General features: G+C 76.0%; 15 protein-coding genes and 1 tRNA gene. 7 read left to right on the forward strand and 9 right to left on the reverse strand.

The features are described 5' to 3' along the window. Window positions 1–48: 48 nt before the first annotated feature. From ACRYR2_RS17275 to ACRYR2_RS17300, 6 genes are all read right to left on the reverse strand, one after another. A complete protein-coding gene (locus ACRYR2_RS17275; protein ID WP_432564133.1) occupies window positions 49–1,026 on the reverse strand; it encodes an NAD-dependent epimerase/dehydratase family protein in 978 nt (325 codons plus the stop codon). A gap of 10 nt (window positions 1,027–1,036) precedes the next feature. Then, entirely contained in the window at window positions 1,037–3,730 is a 2,694-nt protein-coding gene (locus ACRYR2_RS17280; protein WP_432564134.1) for an alpha/beta fold hydrolase, read from the reverse strand. Then, the gene (locus tag ACRYR2_RS17285; protein ID WP_432564135.1) at window positions 3,727–4,812 is read right to left on the reverse strand and encodes a 3-oxoacyl-ACP synthase III; all 1,086 of its coding nucleotides are present in this window, start codon (window positions 4,810–4,812) and stop codon (window positions 3,727–3,729) included. Before ACRYR2_RS17285 ends, ACRYR2_RS17280 begins: the two co-directional genes overlap by 4 nt. 105 nt (window positions 4,813–4,917) lie before the next feature. Continuing rightward, window positions 4,918–6,999: a transglutaminase family protein gene (locus ACRYR2_RS17290; RefSeq protein ID WP_432564136.1), complete on the reverse strand. Its 2,082-nt coding sequence runs from the start codon at window positions 6,997–6,999 to the stop codon at window positions 4,918–4,920. Continuing rightward, the gene (locus tag ACRYR2_RS17295; RefSeq protein ID WP_432564137.1) at window positions 6,996–8,000 is read right to left on the reverse strand and encodes a DUF58 domain-containing protein; all 1,005 of its coding nucleotides are present in this window, start codon (window positions 7,998–8,000) and stop codon (window positions 6,996–6,998) included. The genes ACRYR2_RS17290 and ACRYR2_RS17295 overlap by 4 nt, the downstream gene beginning before the upstream one ends. Then, window positions 7,997–8,977 carry an AAA family ATPase gene (locus ACRYR2_RS17300; protein ID WP_432564138.1) on the reverse strand — a complete coding sequence of 327 codons (981 nt, stop codon included), beginning with the start codon at window positions 8,975–8,977 and terminating at the stop codon, window positions 7,997–7,999. Before ACRYR2_RS17300 ends, ACRYR2_RS17295 begins: the two co-directional genes overlap by 4 nt. Window positions 8,978–9,161: 184 nt before the next feature. Here ACRYR2_RS17300 and ACRYR2_RS17305 point away from each other — a divergent pair. Both ACRYR2_RS17305 and ACRYR2_RS17310 read left to right on the forward strand, forming a co-directional pair. Continuing rightward, a tRNA-Leu gene (locus ACRYR2_RS17305) sits at window positions 9,162–9,246 on the forward strand. Window positions 9,247–9,711: 465 nt separating this feature from the next. After that, window positions 9,712–10,173: a hypothetical protein gene (locus ACRYR2_RS17310; RefSeq protein WP_432564139.1), complete on the forward strand. Its 462-nt coding sequence runs from the start codon at window positions 9,712–9,714 to the stop codon at window positions 10,171–10,173. A 289-nt stretch (window positions 10,174–10,462) separates the two neighbouring features. On the opposite strand, the gene ACRYR2_RS17315 is transcribed toward ACRYR2_RS17310, so the two are convergent. The 3 genes from ACRYR2_RS17315 to mprF all read right to left on the reverse strand — a co-directional run bounded on the left by ACRYR2_RS17315 (window position 10,463) and on the right by mprF (window position 16,027). Further along, a complete protein-coding gene (locus ACRYR2_RS17315; protein WP_432564140.1) occupies window positions 10,463–12,112 on the reverse strand; it encodes a GMC oxidoreductase in 1,650 nt (549 codons plus the stop codon). After that, complete coding sequence (locus ACRYR2_RS17320) at window positions 12,109–13,206, reverse strand: glycosyltransferase family 2 protein (RefSeq protein ID WP_432564141.1); 1,098 nt, start codon at window positions 13,204–13,206, stop codon at window positions 12,109–12,111. The genes ACRYR2_RS17315 and ACRYR2_RS17320 overlap by 4 nt, the downstream gene beginning before the upstream one ends. A 316-nt stretch (window positions 13,207–13,522) precedes the next feature. Beyond that, on the reverse strand, window positions 13,523–16,027 hold the full coding sequence (mprF, locus tag ACRYR2_RS17325; protein ID WP_432564142.1) for a bifunctional lysylphosphatidylglycerol flippase/synthetase MprF: 2,505 nt from the start codon (window positions 16,025–16,027) through the stop codon (window positions 13,523–13,525). Window positions 16,028–16,195: 168 nt separating this feature from the next. Here mprF and ACRYR2_RS17330 point away from each other — a divergent pair, with 168 nt between their 5' ends. The 5 genes from ACRYR2_RS17330 to ACRYR2_RS17350 all read left to right on the forward strand — a co-directional run bounded on the left by ACRYR2_RS17330 (window position 16,196) and on the right by ACRYR2_RS17350 (window position 22,015). Then, entirely contained in the window at window positions 16,196–17,320 is a 1,125-nt protein-coding gene (locus ACRYR2_RS17330) for a M15 family metallopeptidase (RefSeq protein ID WP_432564143.1), read from the forward strand. 187 nt (window positions 17,321–17,507) lie between these two features. Then, window positions 17,508–18,506, forward strand: coding sequence for a hypothetical protein (locus ACRYR2_RS17335; protein ID WP_432564144.1), 999 nt, complete (start codon window positions 17,508–17,510; stop codon window positions 18,504–18,506). A 3-nt stretch (window positions 18,507–18,509) separates the two neighbouring features. Further along, window positions 18,510–20,084: a hypothetical protein gene (locus tag ACRYR2_RS17340; RefSeq protein ID WP_432564145.1), complete on the forward strand. Its 1,575-nt coding sequence runs from the start codon at window positions 18,510–18,512 to the stop codon at window positions 20,082–20,084. Beyond that, on the forward strand, window positions 20,085–20,780 hold the full coding sequence (locus ACRYR2_RS17345) for an ABC transporter ATP-binding protein (RefSeq protein ID WP_432564146.1): 696 nt from the start codon (window positions 20,085–20,087) through the stop codon (window positions 20,778–20,780). It abuts the gene before it with no gap. Next, window positions 20,777–22,015, forward strand: a complete 1,239-nt coding sequence (locus ACRYR2_RS17350; protein WP_432564147.1) for an ABC transporter permease — start codon at window positions 20,777–20,779, stop codon at window positions 22,013–22,015. Before ACRYR2_RS17345 ends, ACRYR2_RS17350 begins: the two co-directional genes overlap by 4 nt. Window positions 22,016–22,046 lie beyond the last annotated feature (31 nt).

Below are 22,046 nucleotides of genomic sequence, written 5' to 3' on the forward strand. Positions count from 1 at the left end.
CGTCGCTGCGCCGGGGTCAGGGCCGGACCGTTGATCACCCGATCGACCCTAACGGGCCGGGAAGCCTCCGGCGAGGCGGCTGAACCCCTCGTCCAGCGGCACCCGCGGCGACCAGCCCAGCAGCTCCTTCGTGCGGGAGATGTCGAACCAGTGCGCCGTGGACAGCTGCTCGGCCAGGAACCGCGTCATCGGCGGCTCGTCGGGCAGCGCGAACCGCGTCCACACCCGCTCCACGAGGCTGCCGGCCACCTTGGCCGCCGCCGCCGGCACCCGCCGCGTCGGGGCCGGCACCCCGGCCGCGGCGCAGATGCGGCCGAAGACCTCGGCCACGGTGCGCGGTTCACCGTTGGTGACGACGAACGGCTGCCCGTGCACGCCGGGCTCGGCGCACCGGTCCAGCGCCGCGACCAGCGCGTCGACGGCGTTGTCGACGTAGGTGACGTCGATCAGGGCGGTGCCGTCGTCCAGCAGCGGCAACCGGCCGGCGCGGGCGCGGTCGGCGATGCGCTGCACCAGCTGCGTGTCGCCCGGGCCCAGGACGATGTGCGGGCGGACCGCGCAGACGGCGAAACCGGGCGCGTCGGCGCCCAGGGCCAGCAGCTCGGCCTGACCCTTGGTGATCGCGTAGGAGCCGTGGGCGTGCTCGGGATCGGCCGGGGTCGTGCCTACCCCGACCAGCGACGTCCCGGCGTGCGCGACCGAGGGGGAGGAGACGTTGACGAACCGGCTCACCCCGGCGGCCTGCGCGGCCTGCAGCAGGTTTGCGGTGCCCTCGACGTTGGTCGCGACGTACTCCGGGTGCGGGCCGGTCACCGAGACCTTCGCGGCCAGGTGCACGACGGCGTCGACCCCGGCCACGGCCCGCGCGCAGGCGTCGGGGTCGGTGACCGATCCCAGGACCTCCTCGAACCCCTCCAGCCCGGACGGGCGGCGCTGCAGCACCCGCACGACGTCCCCGCGCGCGGCGATCGCCCGCGCGGTCCCCCGGCCGAGCATCCCGCTCGCGCCGGTCACCAGAACCTTCACGACGCCGTCCTCACGCCAGTTTCCCCGCTCGCTCGCCCGCCAGCACCCGCCCGGCCCACTCGCTCACGCGGGCCCGGTCGATCTTGGAGTTGTGCCGCACGTCCGTGGGCAGCGCCGGCACCAGCAGCACCGCGGCCAGGTTGCGGCCCGTGGCCTCCCGGACGGTCTGCGACAGCACCGGGTCGGCCACCGTCGTGCGCCTGATGCCCGGCACGAGCGCCGCGTCGGCCTCGGCCACGACGACGAACTGCCGCGCCCGGCGGGGGCCGACGCCGACGAACGCGGCCCGGGCGATGCCCGGCACCGACTCGGCGCGCTGTTCCACCCCCACGGGGGTGACCACCTCGTCGGCGGTCACCACGACGTGCGCGAGGCGGCCCTCGATCCAGACCCGGCCCTGCTCGTCCAGGTGCCCGACGTCGCCGGTGCGGTGCCAGCGGCCGGGCCGCACCGCACCCAGCAGGGTCGGCGAGGGGCGCACGTCGACGCTGGCGGCCTGGGTGGCCCACAACTGGTCGTAGTGGTCCTTGACGTGCTCACCGCCGACGACGACCTCCCCGACCACCCCGGGCGTGGTCACCAGGTCCACCCCGGCCACGCCGTCGGCGTCCAGCGGCGCGACGGCCACCGTGATGCCCTCGACCGGCCGGCCCACGCAGATGCCTTCGCCGGCACCGGCCTCGAGGATGTCCGACAGGCCCACGTCGGTGGCCGGCAGCACCTCGGTCGCCCCGTAGGGGGTGCGGGGGTCGGCCAGCGGCATCAGGTCGCGCACCCGCTGCAGCAGCGGGGTCGGCACCGGCGCCCCGGCCGACAGCAGCGTCGTGACCCCGGCCAGCGCCCGGCGCTGGTCCCCGCTCAGCGTCCCGGCCGTGGCCAGCACGTTGACGACCGCCGCGGGGGACAGGAACGCCGAGGTGGCCCCGGCCGCGGCGACCGCGTCGGCCAGCGCGGCCGCGGTCAGCGTGGCGGGCCTGGTCACGTCCATCGCCGGCACCACGCAGGTGGCGCCGAGCGCGGGACCGAACAGGGCGAACGGCGCGAACGCCGAGACCAGCGGCTGGCCCGGGCCGATGCGGATGACCCGGCCCATGGCCTGGGCCAGCTGCACCAGCTGACGGTGCGTGTAGACGACCCCCTTGGCCGGGCCGGTGGACCCGGAGGTGAACAGGACCGCCGCCTGGGCCTGCGGGTCCGGTTCGGGCGGCAGCTCGAACCCGGCGGCCAGCCGGTGCGCGCCGGCCTCGGCCACGTCGACCAGCTCGGCCACCGCGATGCGCCGGCCGGGCCAGCGCAGCGCCCGCGCCGCCAGCAGCGCCTTGGGCACCCCGACCACCCAGTCCACCCCGGCGCCGGTGACCGCGCGCGACAGCCCCCGCACCCCCAGGCCGGCGTCGGCGACCACGGCGACCGCGCCGACGCGCAGCACCGCGTACAGCGTCGCGGTCAGGTCCGCGCCCGGCGGCACCAGCAGCGAGACGCGGTGCCCCGGCCGCACCCCGCGGGCGGTGAACCCGGCGGCCAGCTCGCGGGTGCGCCGCTCCAGCAGCTGCCAGGAGACCGCCCGCGAGGAGGCGTCGGCGCGCATCTCGACCACGGCCGGTGTGCCGGACAGGTCCGGGTCGGCGGCACGCTGCTCCAGGGCCGCCCACATCCGCGGCGCGTCCAGGGCCGGGGGCTGCTCCTGCGGCGCCTCCTCGGCGCCCGGGTGCAGCACCCGCGCGTCCAGCCAGCGCAGCACCACCGAGGCGAACGCGGGGTCCTCCGGCACCAGGTGCGAGGCCCCGGCGAAGCGGTGCACGTCGGCGTGCGGCACTCGCGCGCGCCAGTCGCGCAGGAACCACTCGCCGAACACCGGGTCCCGCGGGCCCCAGGCCACCAGGGTCGGGACCCCGGCCGCCGCCAGCCGGCCGACGCCCTCGCTGACGGCGTCCAGCGCCGGCCGGCTGGGGTGGGCGGCGCCCACGGGCACGTCGGCCACGAACGCGTCGATGCCGGCGCGGCGCTCGGCGGTGCGGTACGGGGAGCGGTAGGCCGCCTTGACCGCCGCCGGCAGCGGCGGCTGCGGCAGGGCCAGGGTGACCCGCAGGAAGGCGTCCGAGCGCGACGTCACGGCCGTGCGCACACCGGGGGCCAGCACGCCCTTCAGCACACCGGGGGCGCCGGCGTCCGCCGGCCAGCTGGCGGCGGTGTTGGCCACGACCAGGCCCACCACGTCGATCCCGGACCCGCCGCCGTGGCGGGAGGCCGGCCGGGCCACCTCGGCGGCGGCCCAGCCCGTGACGACGACGCCGCCCCAGTCGTGACCGACCGCGACCACGGGACCGGACAGCTCCAGCGCGGTGACCAGGCCGGCCAGGTCCTCGATGCGGTCGGCCAGCGTGCGGGTGGTGCCCGAGCGCTCGGAGAAGCCCATCTCCAGCTGGTCGACGGCCACGACGCGCCAGCCCAGCTGCACGCCGGCGGCCGCCGCGGCCAGCCCTCGCCACAGGTAGGACCACGTCGGGTTGCCGTGCACGCACAGCAGCGTCCCGACCACTTCGTCCGGCCCGGCGTCCGGCGCGGTGTCCAGGACGTGCCAGGTGCGCGTCGCACCGGTGTGGTCCAGGGCCTGCACCGACCGCGACCAGCGCGGGTCCCAGCCGGGCAGGTCCTGCGCGGGACCGGCCGCCGGGGCGTCGACGGAGGACAGCGCCGTGCTCACCAGGCGAGCTCGAGCATCGCCGTGTTCAGGCCCGACCCCACGCCCAGCGCCAGCACCCGGTCCCCGGGGGACAGTTCCGGCGCCGTGGCGGCCAGCGTCATGGGCAGCGAGATCGGCCCGACGTTGCCCCAGGTGGGGAACGACATCGGCACCTTGGCCGCGTCCAGCCCCACCCGCTCGATGAGCGTCTGGGTGTGCACCTTGGAGATCTGGTGGATGACGAACTTGTCCGCCCCGCGCCAGCCCCACAGCTCGTCGCCGGCGTTGAAGGCGTCGGCCACGATCTCGATGCCCTCGGTGAGCATGAGCTTGGCGTCGGTCTTCATGTGGTTCATGTCGCCGATGCACAGCTCGTGGTGGGCCGTGCCCGCACGCGTCACCCCGCCCAGGATGCGGTGCGCCTCGGGGTGCTCGTCGGCCCGGCCGATGACGGCGGCCGCGGCGCCGCAGCCCAGCGTCATCGTCGCGAACTCGTTCAGGAAGTCCTTGCGGGTGATGCCCTCGCGCTGCAACCGCGCGATCGTCCCCTCGTGCATGCTGCGCACGTCCTCGGCGCCCAGCACCACCGCGTAGCGGATCATCCCGGCGTCGATCATCGCCGAGGCGACCTGCACGCCGTTGACCCACGCCAGGCACGCGTTGGCGATGTCGAAGTTCATCGCCGACGTCGGCAGGTCCATGCCGTGGTGCACCGACGTGGCCACCGCCGGCTCCAGGTGCGGCCGCGTCACCGTGGTGGAGATGACCACCCCGACCTCGGAGGCGTCGACCCCGGCCTCCGACAGCGCCTTGGCGCCGCACTCGGCGGCCACGTCCGAGGCCTTCTGGCCCTCGGCCCACCAGCGTCGCTCACGCACGCCCGCCACCTTCTCCAGCAGCCCCGGACGCAGCCGCAGCCGCTCCAGCGTCGGGGCCAGCACCTCGTCGAAGTACGACGAGGGCACCACCCGCGGCGCCTCCACGTGGGAGATGGACAGCAGTGCGGCGTTCCGCGGCGCGAAGGTCGCGTTCCCGTGGAACGGAGACCCCGCCACGTGGGCGGCGGCGCCGGAGGCCGCGTCAGGGGCAGAAGGGTCGAACAAGGGCTTCCCCGATCCATGGTCGTCGGCCGCGCGGCGGTGGCTCGCCGTGCCGGGTCCACCGTCCACCAGCTGGCAGCAGGCCCACCCGCGCGGCGGGAACTCAGGTTAACCGCCGACGAACGCAGCGCTCGCCGAGGATCCCCCCGACGGGCTGCGACCTGCCGCCAGCAGCGTGGACGACGCCGACTCCAACGCCCCGCGCGCCTCCTGGAGTTCCTGGCGCGAGGGCACCGCCCGCGCGAAGCACGCCCGCTCGGTCACCCTCAGCGCCACCTCCAGCCGCTGCCGCGCCTGCACCGACGTTCCCGGGGCCCCGGCGGAGAGCAGACGGCCGCGCCAGTCCGACAGGCCCTCGCTGGGTCCGCGCCGCCAGGCCGGCGGCACCGCGGCGTCGAAGCGCTCCAACGCCACCAGCAGCGCCCGCACCGACGGGTCGCCGCCGCGCCCGGGGAGCACCTGCACGACCCCGCCACGGACCCCGGCGCGGACCCCGCCACGGACCCGGGCACGGCGCACCAGCACCGCGCCGACCGCCAGCACCACCGCCAGCACCCCCGCCGCCGCCGTCCGCGCCGCCGGGTCCGCCAGCAGCGCCGCCACCTGCAGCTGCAGCCACGACCACACCCGCTGCCACCACGCCGACCCCGAGCCGGCCACCAGCTGCGCACCGGCGGTGGGGTCCGAGGAGGTCCAGCCCTGCCCCGGCACCCACACCTCGACCCAGGCGTGCGCGTCGGCCGAGCGCAGCACCCGCTGCCCACCCGAGGGCTCCCCGCCGGCGAACCCGGTCGCCAGCCGCGCCGGGAACCCCGCCGACCGCAGCAGCACCACCTGCGCGCTGGCGAACTGCTCGCAGAAGCCGATCCGGTCGGTGAACAGGAACGCGTCCACCGCGTCGACCCCCCGGCCCGGCACCGGCGCGTCCAGGGAGTAGCGCGCCACCGACCGCAGGTGCCGCGAGACGGCCTGCGCCGCGACCACCGGATCCCCGGCCGCCGACGCCGTCAGCTGGGCCGCCAGCGCGTGCACCCGCGCCGGCACCGAGGCCGGCAGCTGCAACCACCGCTCCGGATCCGCCGGGGACTGCGCGGCGCCGCCACCCGCGGTGGGGTCCTCGACCGTGGGCACCTCGCGCGACGTCACCGCGTACGGGGCGTCCGCCGGGGCCAGGAACGTGCCCGACCCGGTCCCGACCAGCCGCGCCGCGGTCCGCGCACCGACGGGGGAACCCGCCGCCACCAGGGCCGGGTAGTCGCCCAGCGGCCGCACCTCGTCGGTCCGCTGCACCTGCGAGGCGCCGTCCTCGGCGTCGGCGACCCACTGCGCCGACCCGTCCGGGCCCGTGCGGGACGTCCACGACGTCACCGGCGCGCTCGAGGTCCACGTCCGGCCGTCGTACACGTCCAGGACCGCGGCCCGCCACAGCGCCGGCGACTGCACCGGCACCTGGAGCAGCTCGGTCTGCGGCAGCGCCCCGCGCGCCGACAGGTCCAGCGTCCCCCCGGCGTACGCGGCCGCGCTGCGGCCCACCGACCCGTTCGCCGCACCCGTGGCCTGGGCCGCCGCCCGCGCCCACGCACCGGAACCGAACGCGGCCCCCGACGGCGCCGGCACCAGCAGGAACGCCAGCACCCCCGCGGTGCCGGCCGCCAGCAGCGCGGCCCCGGCCCGCCGCCGCACCGCCGCGTCCACCGGCCGGTGCGGCACCGAGCACGCCGACCCGGCCAGCACCGCCACCCAGGCCAGCGCCAGCGGCCCCACCAGCGCGTTCGACGGCGCGATCCCCGCCGCCGCCAGCGTCATCAGCACCGCCAGCGCCAGCACCACCCGCAGCTCGCGCACCGTGCGCACGGTCGCCACCTGCCGCACCGCCAACGCTGCGGCCACGACGGGCCACACCGCCAGCACGCCCTGCCCCGAGACCACCGCGGGCAGCCACACCACCACCGACAGCGCCCCGCCGAGCCCGGCCAGCTGACCCGGCACGGCCCGGCTCCGCACCAGTGCACCGACCGCGACGGCCACCGCCGTCGTCACCGCCGCCGGTGCCGGCACCCCGCCGGTCACCACGAGTCCCAGCACCCCGGCCACGACCGCCACGGCCGCCCACACGACCGCGGCCGTCCCCGGCGCGTGCGTGGCGGGCAGGTCGTCCGAGGTCACCGGCCGACGCAGCTGCAGGCTCACCGCTGCACCCGCCAGGCGCCGCCGTCGCCGACCAGGACCCGCCCGTTCCGGCCGGCCACCCGCGCCGCCACCGCCCCCCGCGACCCCAGGGGCGCCGGCTCCGCGCCCGCCAGCGCGTCCAGCGCCTGCACCCCCTCCCGGGCACGACCCTGCGCGTCCACGACGGCCACCGGGCGGCCCGCGGCCCGCTCGGCGGCCACCAGCGCCGCCGCCTGGGACACCAGCTCCTCGAACGCCTCCCCGGCCCGCCCGGCCACCGGCACCAGGACCAGCAGCCCGGTCGGTGCGGCCTGCCGCTCCACCACGACCAGGGACCCACCGTGCGGGCCGGCCGGCAGGCCCCGGCGGGCCGAGGCGCGCCAGTGCACCGCCGAGGCCGGGTCCCCGGCCCGGAACGGCCGCACGCCCGCCACCTCCTCCGCCCCAGCCCGCGCCGGGGGAGCCGGCGCCACCGGCACCGCCGAGGGCGCCGGGTGCACGAACGTCGCCGCCGGCACCGACGTCCCCCGTCGCCGCACCCGCAGACCCAGCGCGTCCGCGCCCTCGACCACCACCGCCGGCCCGGCGCTCGCCGAGCGCACCCGCGCCGTGCGCGGCACCCGCAGCTCGACCACGTCCCCGGCCGCGATCGCGGGCAGCCCGAGGTGCACCTCCTCGAAGGCGTCACCGCGCAGCCGCAGGACCATCGGCGGCGTGGCGCGAGCAGCGGTGTTGCCGACCTGCACGACGTGCTCGACGACGTCGCCGACCCGGCACCGCGCCGGCACCCGCACGCTCACCGCGAGCGCGGCGATCCGCGGGCCGGTGGCCAGCGCGACACCGAGGGCGGCCGTCAGCAGGCAGGCCACCAGGGTCAGCCAGCGGTTGCCGACGCCGAAGGACAGCACCAGCAGCGCCGGGCCGGCCGTGGCCGGCAGCACCGACCGCAGGCCCAGCCGGCGGCCCGGCACGGGGTCGGCGACGAACCGGGCCTGCCCCTGGGCGGTCACGGGGGAGGTCACCGGCGCAGGTCGACCGGGACGGCCGCCACCAGCCCGGCCGCCAGACGTTCCTGGGTCGGCGTGCGGTCCTCGCCGTCCGCGGCGGGCAGCAGGCGGTGCGCCAGGACGGGCACGGCCAGGGCCTGCACGTCCTCGGGCAGGACGTGGTCGCGCCCGGCCAGCAGCGCGCGGGCCTGCGCACACCGGACCAGGGTCAGCGCCGCCCGCGTGCCCGCGCCCAGGACGATCCGCGGATCGGTGCGCGAGGCCCGGCACAGGCGCACCGCCAGGTCCAGGGCCGCGTCGGCGACGTGCACCGCCCCCACGGCGTCCTGCAGGTCCAGCAGACCGGCCAGCCCCAGGACCGGCCGCAGCCGTTCGGGACGGTTCCCGGCCAGCTGCTCACGCAGCACCTGCCGCTCCACGTCCTCGGTCAGCGGCCCCAGCACCAGCCGGACGGCGAACCGGTCCAGCTGCCCCTCCGGCAGCGGGTACGTCCCGTGCTGCTCGACCGGGTTCTGGGTGGCCACCACGACGAACGGGTCGGGCAACCGGTGCCGGACCCCGTCGACGGTGACGGCCCGTTCCTCCATGGCCTCCAGGAAGGCCGACTGCGTCCGCGGCGAGGTGCGGTTCAGCTCGTCCACCAGCACCACGGGCGCGAACACCGGCCCGGGCACGAACCGGAAGCCGCCCGTGGCCGGGTCCCAGACGCCCGAGCCGGTCACGTCGGCCGGCAGCAGGTCCGCGGTGGCCTGGACGCGGGAGGTCTCGGCCCCCACCGAGGCCGCGAACGCCGTCGCCAGCGTCGTCTTGCCGCTGCCCGGCACGTCCTCGACGAGGACGTGCCCACGCGCCAGCACCGCCGTCACCAGCAGCTCCACCGCGGCCCGCCGGCCGCGCACGACGCGTTCGACGCCCTCGACCAGGGCCCGGGCCGCCGCCGCGGGGTCGCCGGGGGCAGGCGGGGCGGACACTTCGGGCAGGACGTGGCTCACCCGCTCCAGATCGGCACCCGGTCCCCGCGACCGCAGCGTCCGGCACGTGCGTCCCCCGACCGGCCCAGCCCTCTCACCTGCGCATCTGCCCTGCCGCGGACGGGGTGTGGTCGGGAAGGGGGCGGCGATCGTGCTACGGTTTTCCTCGTTCGCACCGGCCCGGTTGGGCCGGAACGGACCACCTGTCCGGGTGGCGGAATAGGCAGACGCGCTAGCTTGAGGTGCTAGTCCACGTATAGTGGGTGGGGGTTCAAGTCCCCCCTCGGACACTCGTTGAGACAGCGACGAGGCAGACCCTGACCAGCATCCGTGCAGGTCAGGGTCTTCTTCGTTCCTGGTCCCGAGCCTCCCGACGTCAGCGCTGCTGCTGGTGGAACGTCGCGGAGGCGACACCCACCGGGCCCAGCCCGCTCAGCAGGACGGCACCGGTGCTCGGGCCGACCAGGGTTCTGACGGAGCGGCCGGGACGGCTCCCGGGCCGGCAGAGGAACCCCCGGGCGCCGTGCGGGGCGACTCCTCGGCCACCGGCGAGCACCTCTCGAGGTCGTCGCGTCCCGCCCGTCCACTCGGCATGCGCCCGGACTCCGCCCCTCCTTCACGAACGGTGACGTCCCACCCGCGCCAGGAACGCGCACGGGCCAGTTCCCGAGCACCCTCCAGTACGCACCGTGAGGTGCCGAGAAGTACTGGTCCGCGCGTGACCGCCACCGAGCCGAACCAGGAGGAACACCAACGTGTTGAACGTCGCCTCGCCGGCCACCACCGGTGAGCTGGGCCTGGCCTCCGCGCCCCGCGACCTCAACGGTCCGGCCACCACCCAGACCGTGGCCGCCGCAGGTTCGGCGCTCGCCCGCGAGGTCCGAGCCCGTCAGGCGCGCATCCTGGCGTCCTTGACCGTCAGCGACCGCTCGTTCCTCGGCGTCGTGCTGGGGCCAGGGCTCGAGTTGGCCGACGGTGCCTCACTGGAGGAGATCGGGGCCTCAGCGCTCGCCGCTCAGGTCGCAGCCGACCGGGACAGCGGCCTGCTCCCCCAGGGGTGCCCGATCGACATCGCCTACGTACGGCTCCTGGCGGGTTTCGACGTCCAGGACGAGGCGGGGACGTTGCAGCCGCTGCTGAGCCCGCGGCAGTACGACCGTGCCCGCCGCTACCTCGAGGAGCACGGCGGCCGGGCCACCATCGACTTCCGGACCTGATCGTCCGGCAGGTGCGAGGTCGACGTCGACCCTGCGCAGGTGGACCCCCGTCCGAAGGCCCGCGCGGTGGCGTAGCCGACGTCCGCGGGCACGCCGCCCTCCGGTGCGCACGCTGGTCCGGGCGGACCACACGTGCCGAGAGCACGAACCGGGGGCCTCACCGCCGCCGTGTCGACCCAGCCTCCTGCGGGTCCCGACCCGGGAACTCCCCTCTGCGTCCCCCTGGAACACACAGCGGGAGAACCCCCTGACCTGCACAGCGGCGGTCAGGGGTTCTCCCGTTCCCGGCCTAGCCCACCACCTCCGCGGCGGCGCCCGCCGAGCTGGCGCCGCGGCTCACCCGGGGCGCCGGGACCCGCTCCCGACGCAGCACCTCCTCGGCGATCCGGTGCGCGTTCGCCATCACCGTCAGCGTGAACGTCGTCGAGGGCACCGACGGCAGCACCGACCCGTCGACCAGGTGCACGCGGTCCCACTCCGGCAACCGCCCCAGCCTGTCCGTCGTCGTCGGGGACGCGTCCGCGGCGTGCGGGAAGGCGCTTCCGAAGTGGTAGCTCTTGCCCGCGGCCGCCTGCTCCGTGGCCGCCAGCACCGGCCACAGGTCCAGCGCCGGAGCCGCCGTCACCAGCCGGCGCGCCACCTGCGCGAACATCCCCTCGACCTGTGCCGGACCCGCGGCCAGGGTGATCTCCGGCAGTCCCTGCTCCGAGCGCCCACCCCGGCTCACCCGCACGGTCGGCGACGCCCACGACGGCAGGTACCCCAGCCCCACGGTCAGCCGACGCAGCAGCTGCCCCGTCAGCGGATCGGCCAGCCGGTGCCGCAACGGCCGGGGCAACGCGGCCAGGACGGCCGGGTTGTAGGGGTAGCAGTGGATCTGCGAGGTGTCGTACCCCGTGCCGTCCAGGTCGACGAGCACGTTGAACTGGTTCAGCGAGAACCCCGGCACCGGCGCCCGCCGCGGGTCCGGCACCGGCACCCGCGACAGGAACGGCACCGCGAACTGCACCGACTCGGCCAGGTCCAGCTGCCGCGGCGGCCGCGCCATCGACCCCAGCACCAGCCGGGTCGTGCCCAGCCCACCGCAGGCCACGAACACGCGGTCGGCGCGGAACACCACGTCCCGCCCACTGCCCAGGTGCCGGGCCACCACCGTCGCCGTCGCCCCGTCCTGCCCGACCCGGTGCACCAGCAGCCCGCGGTGGTGCCTCAGCGCACCCGCCGCCGCCAGCCGGTCGATCGTCTGCGCGGCCGAGTAGACCAGTCCGTACGGGCACCCCGTCAGGCACAGCCCGCACGAGGTGCACCCACGCGGGCGCAACGCCAGCCGGGCCCGGCCCACGGTCACACCCCGGCGGCGCAACCCCGCCCGGTGCCGCTCGGCGCGCGCCAGCACCTGCAGGCTGCGCGGGGCCAGCGGCGGCAGGGGAGCGGCCTCGGCCAGCAACGGGAAGTGCTCGGCGAGGTCGTCGTGCTCGGCGGCCAGCGGCACCTCCCGCAGCACCGCCCGGTAGTGCGCCTCGACGTCGGCCCAGCCGATCGGCCAGCGCGCGAACGTGGCCTTCGAGAACGGCATGACCTGCGCACCCCACACGGTGGAGAAACCCCCGTACGCCGAGGACACGACCGAACGGTTGCCCCCCGCCAGCGCGCGGATGCCCTCCAGCTGCCCCAGGTCCCGGAACGGGTAGTCCGAACCGTAGCTGCGCTTCTGCGGCAACCGCCCACGGTCGGTGGCCACCGGCTGGGTGCTGACCAGGTCCAGGTCCGCCGGATCCCAGTCCGGCCCCGCCCCCAGCCGCGACACCGCCGCGGCGTGCTGCGCCTCCAGCCTGCCCCCCAGGTCCAGCAGCGTCACCTCCTGGTCCCCGGCCGCGGCCAGCCGCAACGCCACCCCGGCGGCGGCGGGACCGGACCCCAGGACCAGGTTCGTCGTCACGCGGCGCCCGCGCCGGTCGAGGCGCGCAGACCCCGGGTCCGCGCCGGCGGGGTGCGCCCGGCCAGCATGGCCGCCCGGCCGTGCAGGTGACCCAGCCCCGCCAGCCCCAGCCCGGCCAGCAGCGCCCCCGCCCGCAGCAGCTCCACCGGCCGGCCCCGCACGGCCGCGCCCACCGCGCCCACCGAGGTGCGCACCGCCGCCGCCGCGAACTGCAGCTCCGCGGTGAGGTTGCCGGCCTCACCCAGGTCGCGCAGCGCCCGCACCTTCTCCCGGTTCACCCCGTAGCAGCGACGCCGGAAGTACCGCCACGTCAACCGCTCGGCCGGCACGAAGTGGTGCACCCGCGCCTCCGGCTCGTACAGCACCGCACCCGCCCCGTGCGCCGCGGCGAGCCGGTGCGACAGGTCCATGTCGTCGTGGTCGTCGGCGTGGAAACCCCCGACGCCGCGCAGCGCCTCGGCGCGCGCGGACATGCTGGCCCCGATGAGGTGGCGGGCCGGTCCGAGCCGTTCGGGCATGCCGCGCCAGTGGCAGCCGAACACCCAGTGGAACTGCTCGGGGAACCACACCGGCAACCGCGTCTGGAACACCGGCAGCGGAGCCCCGCCGACGGCCACCGCAGCCCCGTCCTCCCGGTACACCCGCAGCAGGGTGGCCAGCCACGTCGGCTCGGCGGCCGCGTCGTCGTCCAGGAAGGCGACGACGTCGGCGGTGACGGCCTCCAGCGCCGTGTTGCGCGCCGAACCCAGCCGCCCGGGGTAGCGGTTCTCCAGGACCTGCACCGCCACGCCGCCCGTGTCGCCGCCCGTGTCGCCGTCCCCGGTTCCCGGCCACAACGCCCGGCAGCGGTCGGCCAGGGCGGGGTTGTGGTCCACGCACACCAGCACCTGCCGCGGAGGGTGCGTCTGGGCCTGCACCGAGTCGACCGCGCGACGCAGCAACGACCACCGGGCCTGCGTGTAGGTGCAGATCACCACGCTGGCCGACGGCTCCTGCCCACCGGGCGGGAACGACCGCGGCGGGGGGATCCTCGTCCCCGGAGCCGCCGCGGTGCGGTCCTGCGCGGTGGCGGTGGTGGACGTGACGGGTTCCATGGCACACCCCAGCTTCTCGAGGTCGACGGTCGGGGTGAGGCCGCAGGGCCGACTTTCGGAACCGCCTCTGGGGCTCACCTGAGCGGGAGGATGGTGTCCGGTGCTGCCGCCGTCAACCACCTCCGGGCAGTTCGTCGGGGTTGCCGCACACGGTGACGACCGGTCACCGGAATGCCCCGCGCCCCCGCGACGGCTCCGGCCGCAGCACGTGCCGGAACCCCGCCGCACGCGGTTCGCAGGGGCGCACGCGGCAGCGACGACGGCCTGACCAGCACGAACGCACGCCCGCAGGGGCGGCGCGGGCAACGCCGGCTGCTCAGCCCCGCACCACCCCGCGGATCCCGCCGCCCACCAACGTCGCCACGTTCACCATCGCGTTCGGCAGGGCCGGCCCACCCGGTGCCGCCACGTAGCAGGTGCGCCACTGCGGCCCGAACCCCTGCTTGAAGTCCCGCAGTCCCCGGAAGTTGTAGAACTGCTCGCCGTGGGTCCACAGCAGGTGCCCCGCCCGGTCCCAGAACGACGCCGTCGCACCGGTGCTCAGGCCCGCCAGGGGAGCCATGCCCAGGTTGAACGACGCGAAGCCGTTCTCCTGCGCCCACAGGAGGCACTCGACGAACAGGAACGTCATCACGCCGTTGGGCCCGTCGGGCAGGCGGCGCATCAGGTCCACCTGCACCTCGGCGTCGTCCGCGCTGATCCACAACGTCGCGAACGCGGTGATCCGCCCCTCCTGCCGCACGACCACCAGCGGGAAGCGCCGCACGTACTCCTCGTCGAAGGCACCCAGGGAGAACCGCTTCTCCTTGCCGTTGCGCTCCTCCAGCCACGCCTGCGACACCTCGCGCAGGGCCGGCAGCAGCGGCTCGACGTCCGCCGGGGCCACGAACTCCACCGACATCCCCAGCCGGCGGGACTTGTTGCGGCAGGTCCGCAGGTTCGTCCGGGCCTTGCCGCTGAGGGAGAAGTCCGCCAGCGGGACCACCGCCTCCTCCCCGAGCTTGGCCAGGCTCAGCCCGCACTCGCGGTACAGCTCGGCGTGGTCGGCGCGCACGTTGTAGAACACCGGCCGGCCGGCGTGCCGGTCGACCTCCGCCACGAAGCTGCCCACCAGTTCGCGGAAGTCGCCCGGATCACCCACCGGGTCGCCCATCACCACCCAGCTGCGGCCCTCGACCTCGTACATCAGGAAGGCGCCCCCGCCGGGGGAGAAGTGGAAGCGCTTGTCCCCGGTGAACGCCAGCTGGGACAGGCACCGCCCCGTGCGGGCGACGATGTCGCTCACCTGCGCCATCTCGTCCTCGTCCACCGTCCGCGGCCCCAGGGTCCGCGGCCGCACGACCCAGCGCACACCCACCACGACCCCGACCGTCCCGGCGGCCAGCACCAGCCGGTCCATCCACGACGTGCCCCCGGAGAACGAGGCGGCCAGCAGCGGGGCGTCCAGCCCGCGGCTGCACTCGTGCCACCACACCGAGACCCCCACCAGCACGCTCGCCACCGCGACCGCGACCAGGCTGCGCGGACGGACGCACACGGCCCCGCGGTGGAACGCCGGCCGGGCCGGCACCAGCAGCAGGGACAGCACACCGGTCGCCACGGACAGCACCACGTCCCCGTGCACCGCCGCGACCACCGTCACCCCCGACAGCAACGCCAGCGTCGCCGTCCACGCACTGCGCAGCCGACGGTGCAGTCCGCGAGCGGTCAGCAGCGCGGCCAGACCCGCCAGGCTGATGGTGACCGCCGACAGGTCCAGCGTCGGGCGACCGGGCAGGTCACCCACCACCAGCATGAACACCCCCGCACCGGCGACCCCCAGCGCCAGCACCGACGGCGTCAGCACCGACGGGACCCGCAGCGAGGACCGCGAGGCGCCGCCCCGGCGCGCCTCGTGCACCACCAGCAGCACCGCGGCCAGCAGCAGCGGGAGCACGAAGTAGCACAACCGGTAGGCCACCAGCGCCACCGCCAGCCCCTCCGACGACGTCGTCGACCCGAGCAGCACCACCAGCGTCGACTCGAAGACCCCCAGCCCGCCCGGCACGTTGCTCACCAGCCCCGCCACCGTCGCGACCGCGAAGGCCACCGCGAACGCCAGGAACGGCAACCGGCCCTCGGCGGGCAGCAGCACGTACAGCACCGCGGCCATCGTCAGCCACTCGACCGTCGACAGCGCCACCTGGGCCAGCGCCAGCGCGGGGGAGGGCCGCTCGACGCGCCACCCGCGCCGGCCGATCGGCCCCCGGCCCACGACGGCCCACCCCACGTACCCCAGCACCGAGGCCAGCAGCACCGACCCGACCGTCGCCACGGCCCACGCCGGGGCACGCAGCGCCTGCCCGACCCCGGCCGGGTCCTGCACCATCCCGCCCCCGGCCAGCACCGCGACCCCCAGCCCCAGCGTCACCAGGTTGAAACCGATGATCCGCGTGATCGCCGGACCGGGCACCCGCCAGCCCGAGTACACCCGCGCCCGCAACGCCGCCCCCACCACCGCCGAGGCACCCAGGTTGTTGCCGAACGCCGTGGCCACGAAGGAGGCCAGACCGAAACGCCGGTACGGCAGCGGGTGCCCCACGTACCGCAACGCCAGCGCGTCGTACCCCGTCATCGCCACGTACGACGCCACCGTCGCCACGACCGCAGCCACCGCGACCCCCGGCCCCAACGCCAGCAGATCACCACCCAGCTGCGCCCACGACAGGTGCCGGAACGTCCGGTGCAGCAGCACCCCGGCCACGGCGAGCACCCCCACCACCAGCGCAGGAGCCAGCAGCTGACGCACCGAGGAGGCCGGACGCTTCGACGTGGAGGTCACGGATCACGGATCGGCATCCGACCCCGATCGCTTGACGCGACGGCCCGCGCGGGCGAGGCGCCGGGGCCACGGTCGTCCACAGGCGGACGATCACCGGTTTCCCGGATCCGTGCACGGTCAACTAGCCTGCCCGGGCTCCCGTCGCCGACGAAAGACTCCACGCAGCCCGTGCGCCCGCTCCTGCCGTCCCCGTCCCGCCGACGCACCACCACCACCACCACTCTCGGCCTGGCCGCGCTGCTGCTGACGTTCGCGGCGCCCCACGCCCTGGCCGCCACCCCGGCGGCCACGGCCACCGTGACCGCCGGGCCGCAGAGCACCCGCGACCAGCTGACCGCCCTGGCCGCCCAGGCGGCCGCCGCCCTGGAGACCTACCAGCAGGCCCAGGACGCGCAGGCGGGCGCCGAGGCCGCCGCCGCGGCCGCCCGGGTCGAGCTCGAGGCCGCGCAGGCCGCGCTGGAGGCCAGCCGCCGTGAGATGGGCAGCTGGGCCTCCCAGGCCTACCGCAGCACCGGCGGTCTGGAGCAGCTGTCCGGCGTCATGGCCGTCCTGGACCCGCAGGCGGGGCAGAAGGCGACCTCCGCGCTGGCCACCGTCGAGCACGTCGGCGGCGACCTGGACCGCGCCGTGGAGACGCACGAGCGGGCGCAGGAGGCGCAGGCCGCGGCGTACGCCGAGGTCGAGGCCACCGTGCGGCAGGCCGAGGAGGCGACCGCCGCCGCCCTGGCCGCCAAGACCGCCGCCGAGGCGCTCGTCCAGCAGCAACTCCTCGCCTACTCGGCCGAGCAGCGGGGTGCGGCCGGGCTGGATCCCCTGGTCCCGGACGCCGCCGCCGTGGAGCGGGCCCGCACCTTCCTGACCACCGCGCCGGTCTGCGCGGGCGGTGCCCTGACGGGGTTCGCCAACGGCCAGCTCCCGGTGGAGGCACTGTGCCCGCTGTACGCGGCGCCCGACAAGGTCCTGCGAGCCGACGCCGCCCACGCCTTCGAGGCGCTCTCGCAGGCGTTCCAGGCCGAGTTCGGAACTCCGCTCGCGGTCACCGACGCCTACCGGTCGCTGGCCGGGCAGATCGACGTCAAGGCGCGCAAACCCGGTCTGGCCGCGACGCCGGGCACGTCCCGGCACGGGTGGGGGCTCGCGGTGGACCTCGGCGGTGGCGTCCAGGACGCGAACTCCGTGCAGCACGCGTGGCTGGACCGCAACGCGGCGCTGTTCGGGTTCATCAACCCGGCCTGGGCGCAGGGTTCCCCCGGCCCCTTCGAACCCTGGCACTGGGAGTACGTCGCGCTCTGACCCTCGTTCGAGGGTCGGCGCGGCCTCGTTGAGCACTCAACGGGGTCCGGGGCGGAAGTGGTTGCGGGAAGCCGGAAGTCGGCGACCCCGGACCGCCACCGGAACGTCACCCAGGTGATCCTCAGGAAACGCCTCCGGACAGTCGTCCGACCGCTACGGTGCGGGCAGGAACCCGGAGGAGACGAACATGCGCGGACCCCGCCACACCTTGTCGGCCCTGTCCCTGGCCGCGGCCTGCCTGCTGGGCGCCTGCTCGGCCTCCCCGGCGCAGGGGGAGGTGCCCGAGGAGGAGGAACGCACGTCACCGCTGACGGCGTACTTCGAGGCCTTCTACGGCGGCGACCTCAGCGAGGCCGAGCAGCAGGCCCGGTTCGAGGAGGAGAACCGGAAGACCGAGGAACTGGTCGCGCAGTGCATGAGCGAGCAGGGTTTCGAGTACACGCCGAACACGAGCAGCAGTTCGGTCTCCTTCGGCAGCAGCGAGGAGTGGAACCCCGACGACCGGGAGTGGGTGAGCCGGTACGGCTACGGCCTCGTGAACTGGCCCGGGCGGGAACAGGCCGAGGAGGCGCCGGTGGAGGAGGAGTACGTCGACCCGAACTCCGACTACGTCGCGAGCCTGACCGAGTCCGAGCAGGTCGCCTACTCCGAAGCCCTCTCCGGTCCGCAGCCCACCGAGGAGGAGCTGGCCGCCATGGAGGACGGCACCTGGGAGTGGGACTGGACCAAGGGCGGCTGCTACGGCCAGGCCCAGCACGAGGTCCAGGGCGAGGACCCCCTGCAGTCGGAGCAGTTCAAGGGCCTGCAGGACGAGATCAACGCGTTCTACGAGGACCAGCCGTCGTGGCCGGGGCTGGCCGAGGTCGACGCGGCCTGGTCGGACTGCATGTCGCAGGCCGGGTACCCCGGCTTCGCCGTCCAGTTCGACGCGCAGAACTCCCTCAACGAGGAGCAGAACGCGATCTACGAGGCCGCCGACCCCGAGACCGGTGAGGTCGACGAGGCGGCGCAGGACGCGCTGGCGCAGAAGGAGGTCGAACTCGCCCTGGCCGACCTGGACTGCCGCGAGCAGACGGACTACCGCCGGAAGTACGAGGACGTCACCTTCGCGCAGGAACAGCGGTTCGTCGACGACCACCGGGCCGAGCTGGAGGCCGTGAAGGCCGCCGCGGAACAGGGACGCTGACCGGTGGCCTCCGACACGTCGTCGCCGGCCGCCGCGGCGCAGGAGGACCTGCCACCCGCGGCCGACCGCAGGGGACGCCGCACCACCGGCCCGAACCGGTTCTCCACCGTGCTGCGGCGCAACCGCGTCCTGCTGCTCGTCGCCGCCGTCGCCGTCGTGGGCCTGGTGGGTGGACTGCTGCTGGGACGGTTCGCCTTCGGCGCTCCCGAGGCCGCGGCGGTCCCCGAGGCGGGACTGGTCACCGTCCCGGTGGAGTTCGGCGAGCTGAGCAACGACGTCACCATCCGCGGCGAGGTCGCCTACTCCGACTCCGTCGAGGTCCGCATCGACACCGCGGCCATCTCCGGACCGGCCGTGGTCACCGGCCGCGTCCCGGCCGTGGGGGACGAGCTCACCGGGTTGTCGACGGCGCTGGAGGTCGCGGGCCGGCCCGTCCTCGTGCTGCCCGGGGAACTGCCGGCCTACCGCACGCTGCAGGTCGGCGTCTCCGGCCCCGACGTCGTGCAGTTCAAGCAGGCGCTGCGGGCCGTCGGCCTGGACGGCGGGAACCCCGACGGCGCCGGCGGGGACGTCTTCGACACGCGCGCCGCCGGCGCCGTCACCGCGCTGTACCAGCAGGCCGGCTACCCGGCGCCGGCGGCGCAGGAGGGGGCCGACGAGGCGGTCCGCGCCGCCCAGGACGGCGTCCGCGCCGCCGAGGCGACGCTCTCGGCGGCCCGCACCGACCTCGGCCTGGCCCGGGGCGGCCCCGACGCCGTCGCGGTGCGCGAGGCCGACAACGCCGTGAACAGCGCCCGCCGCGAACTGGAGAGCGCGCAGGCGCAGGACCCGGTCGACGCCAACCTGGTCGCCGACCTGACCGATGCCCTCGGCCTGGCGCAGCTGCGCCGCACCCAGCTGGACCGGCCGGCCGACACCACCGCGCAGTCCGCGGCCGTCACGGCGGCCCAGCAGGCGCTGCGCGACGCCCGGGACGCCCTCGCCGCCGCCCGCGACCGGGCGCTGCCGAGCCTGCCGGCCGGGGAGGTGCTCTACCTCGCCGACCTGCCGCGGCGGGTGGACGCCGTGACCGCCACCCGCGGCAGCGTGCTGGACGGTCCCGCGATGACGGTCTCCGGTGCGGCGCTGGCCGTCTCGGGGTCGGCGGCCGAGGCCGACGCGCGGCTGCTGGCCGTGGGCGGCGAGGCGTTCTTCGACCTGCCCGACGGCACGCAGCACCGGGCGGTGATCAGCACGCTGGCCCCCGGGGAGGCCGGCGCCAGCCGGTGGACGGTGAGCCTGACCCCCGACCCGCTCTCGCCCGAGCAGGTGACCGGGCTGCAGGGCTCGAACCTGCGGGTGTCCATCCCGGTGGGTGCCACGCAGGGACCGGTGCTGTCGGTACCGCTGGCCGCCCTGTCGGCCGGGACGGGCGGGGACAGCCGGGTCGAGGTCGTCGACGGCGACCCGCGGGAGGGGCGGGACGCCGGGACCCGGCTCGTGGTGGTCCAGACCGGTCTGGCCGCCGACGGAGCCGTGGAGGTGCGTGCGCTCGAGGGCGAACTCGCCGAGGGCGACCTCGTCGTGGTGGGCCGCTGAGTGGCCGAGGCGCTCGTCGTCGACCACCCGCTGGTCGAGCTGCGCGACGTCACGCGCTCCTTCCCCGGCCCACCGGAGGTGCAGGCGCTGAAGTCGGTGAACCTGCAGGTGCACGCCGGGGACTACGTCTCGATCGTCGGGCCCAGCGGATCGGGCAAGTCGACGATGCTGAACATCCTCGGCCTGGTCGACCGGCCCAGCGTGGGGGAGTACCGGCTGGCCGGAACGCTGACCGGCAACCTCGACGAGGCCGGCCGGTCGGCGTTGCGCGCCTCCCGGATCGGGTTCGTCTTCCAGGCCTTCCACCTGCTGCCGCGGCGCAGCGTGCTGGAGAACGTGGTGCTGCCGATGCTCTACAACGCCACCCCGCGCGCCGAACGCGAGGACCGGGCGCGGGCCGCTCTGGACCGGGTCGGGATGTCGCACCGGCTGGGGGCCGGCCCGGCGACCCTGTCGGGCGGGGAACGGCAGCGCGTCGCCGTCGCCCGCGCCGTGGCCAGCCGGCCGGACCTGCTGCTGGCCGACGAACCCACCGGCAACCTCGACGAGCGCACGACGGCGGACGTGATGGACCTGCTGGAGGACCTGCACTCCGACGGCATCGCCGTCGTCGTCATCACCCACGACCGGGACGTGGCCGACCGCGCCGACCGTGCGCTGCGCATCACCGACGGCCGCCTGAGCGTGCTGCGGTGAACAGGGGACCGAGCGCGCGGGCCGACCGGTTCTCCGTGGGTGACCTGCTCGTCGAGGCCACCACCGACCTCAGCAGCCGCCCGGGTCGGCTGGTGATGACGTTGCTGGGCACGGTCATCGGCGTCGCCGCACTGGTCGTGACGCTGGGTTTCGCCCAGACGACCGCCGAGCAGCTCTCGCGGCAGTTCAACGCCTTCGCCGCGACCCAGCTGGTCGCCGTCCCCGAACAGGCGCAGGTCGGCGGCCGCACCGTCGCCGCGGGCACCGTGCCGTGGGACGCGGTGCAGCGCATGCAGCGGCTGGCCGGGGTGGAGCAGGCGGCCGTGGTGGCCGAGGTCCCCCTGCCCGAGGGCGCCACCATCACCGCGGTCCCGGTCAACGACCCGTCCCAGGCCCCGGCCGCCCCGCCGCGGCTGTTCGCCGCCTCGGCCCAACTGCTGGACACCCTGGAGGGCACGGTCTCGACCGGGCGGATGTTCGACGCCGGCCACGACCGGCGCGGTGACCGGGTGGCCGTCCTGGGCGCCCGGGCCGCCGAGCGGCTCGGGGTGGCGCGGGTGGACACCCAGCCCGCGATCTTCGTCGACGGTCTGGCCTACTCCGTCGTCGGCGTCGTCGACGGGGTGCAGGCGCGGGGCGAGCTCCTGGACGCCGTCGTGATCCCGACCGGCGCGGCCCGCAGCGACTTCCGGCTCGTGTCGCCGGGGGAGGTGCAGGCCCGGATCGTGGTCGACTCCGGCGCGCAGGTCGGCGCGCAGACGGCCCTGGCGCTGGTCCCGGACGCCCCCGAGACCCTGGAGGTGCGGGCCCCGCCGGGACGGTCGGCGCTGGCGCGCAGCGTGCAGGCCGACGTGAACGTGGTGTTCCTCGTCCTGTCCGGGGTCGTCCTGCTCGCCGGTGCGGTCGGCATCGCCAGCGTCACCACGCTGTCGGTGCTGGAACGCACCGGGGAGATCGGGCTGCGCCGGGCCCTGGGCGCGACCCCGCGCCAGATCGCCGGGCAGTTCATGACCGAGTCGGTGGTCGTCGGGTTGCTCGGCGGCCTGCTGGGCGCCGCGCTCGGCGTGCTGGTCCTGCTCCTGGTCTGCCTCGTGCAGGGCTGGGCGCCGGTGCTGAACCCGCTCGTCGCCGGCGGTGGGGTGCTCCTGGGCGGGGCGGTCGGTCTGCTGGCCGGCGGCTTCCCGGCCTGGCGCGCCTCGCGCATCGAGCCGGTCGTCGCCCTGCGCGGGGCGTGAGGCCGAAGGGCCCGCACCCGCCCGCCGCGAC

It is taken from the genome of Kineococcus deserti, assembly GCF_050871945.1.
Lineage (GTDB): Bacteria > Actinomycetota > Actinomycetes > Actinomycetales > Kineococcaceae > Kineococcus.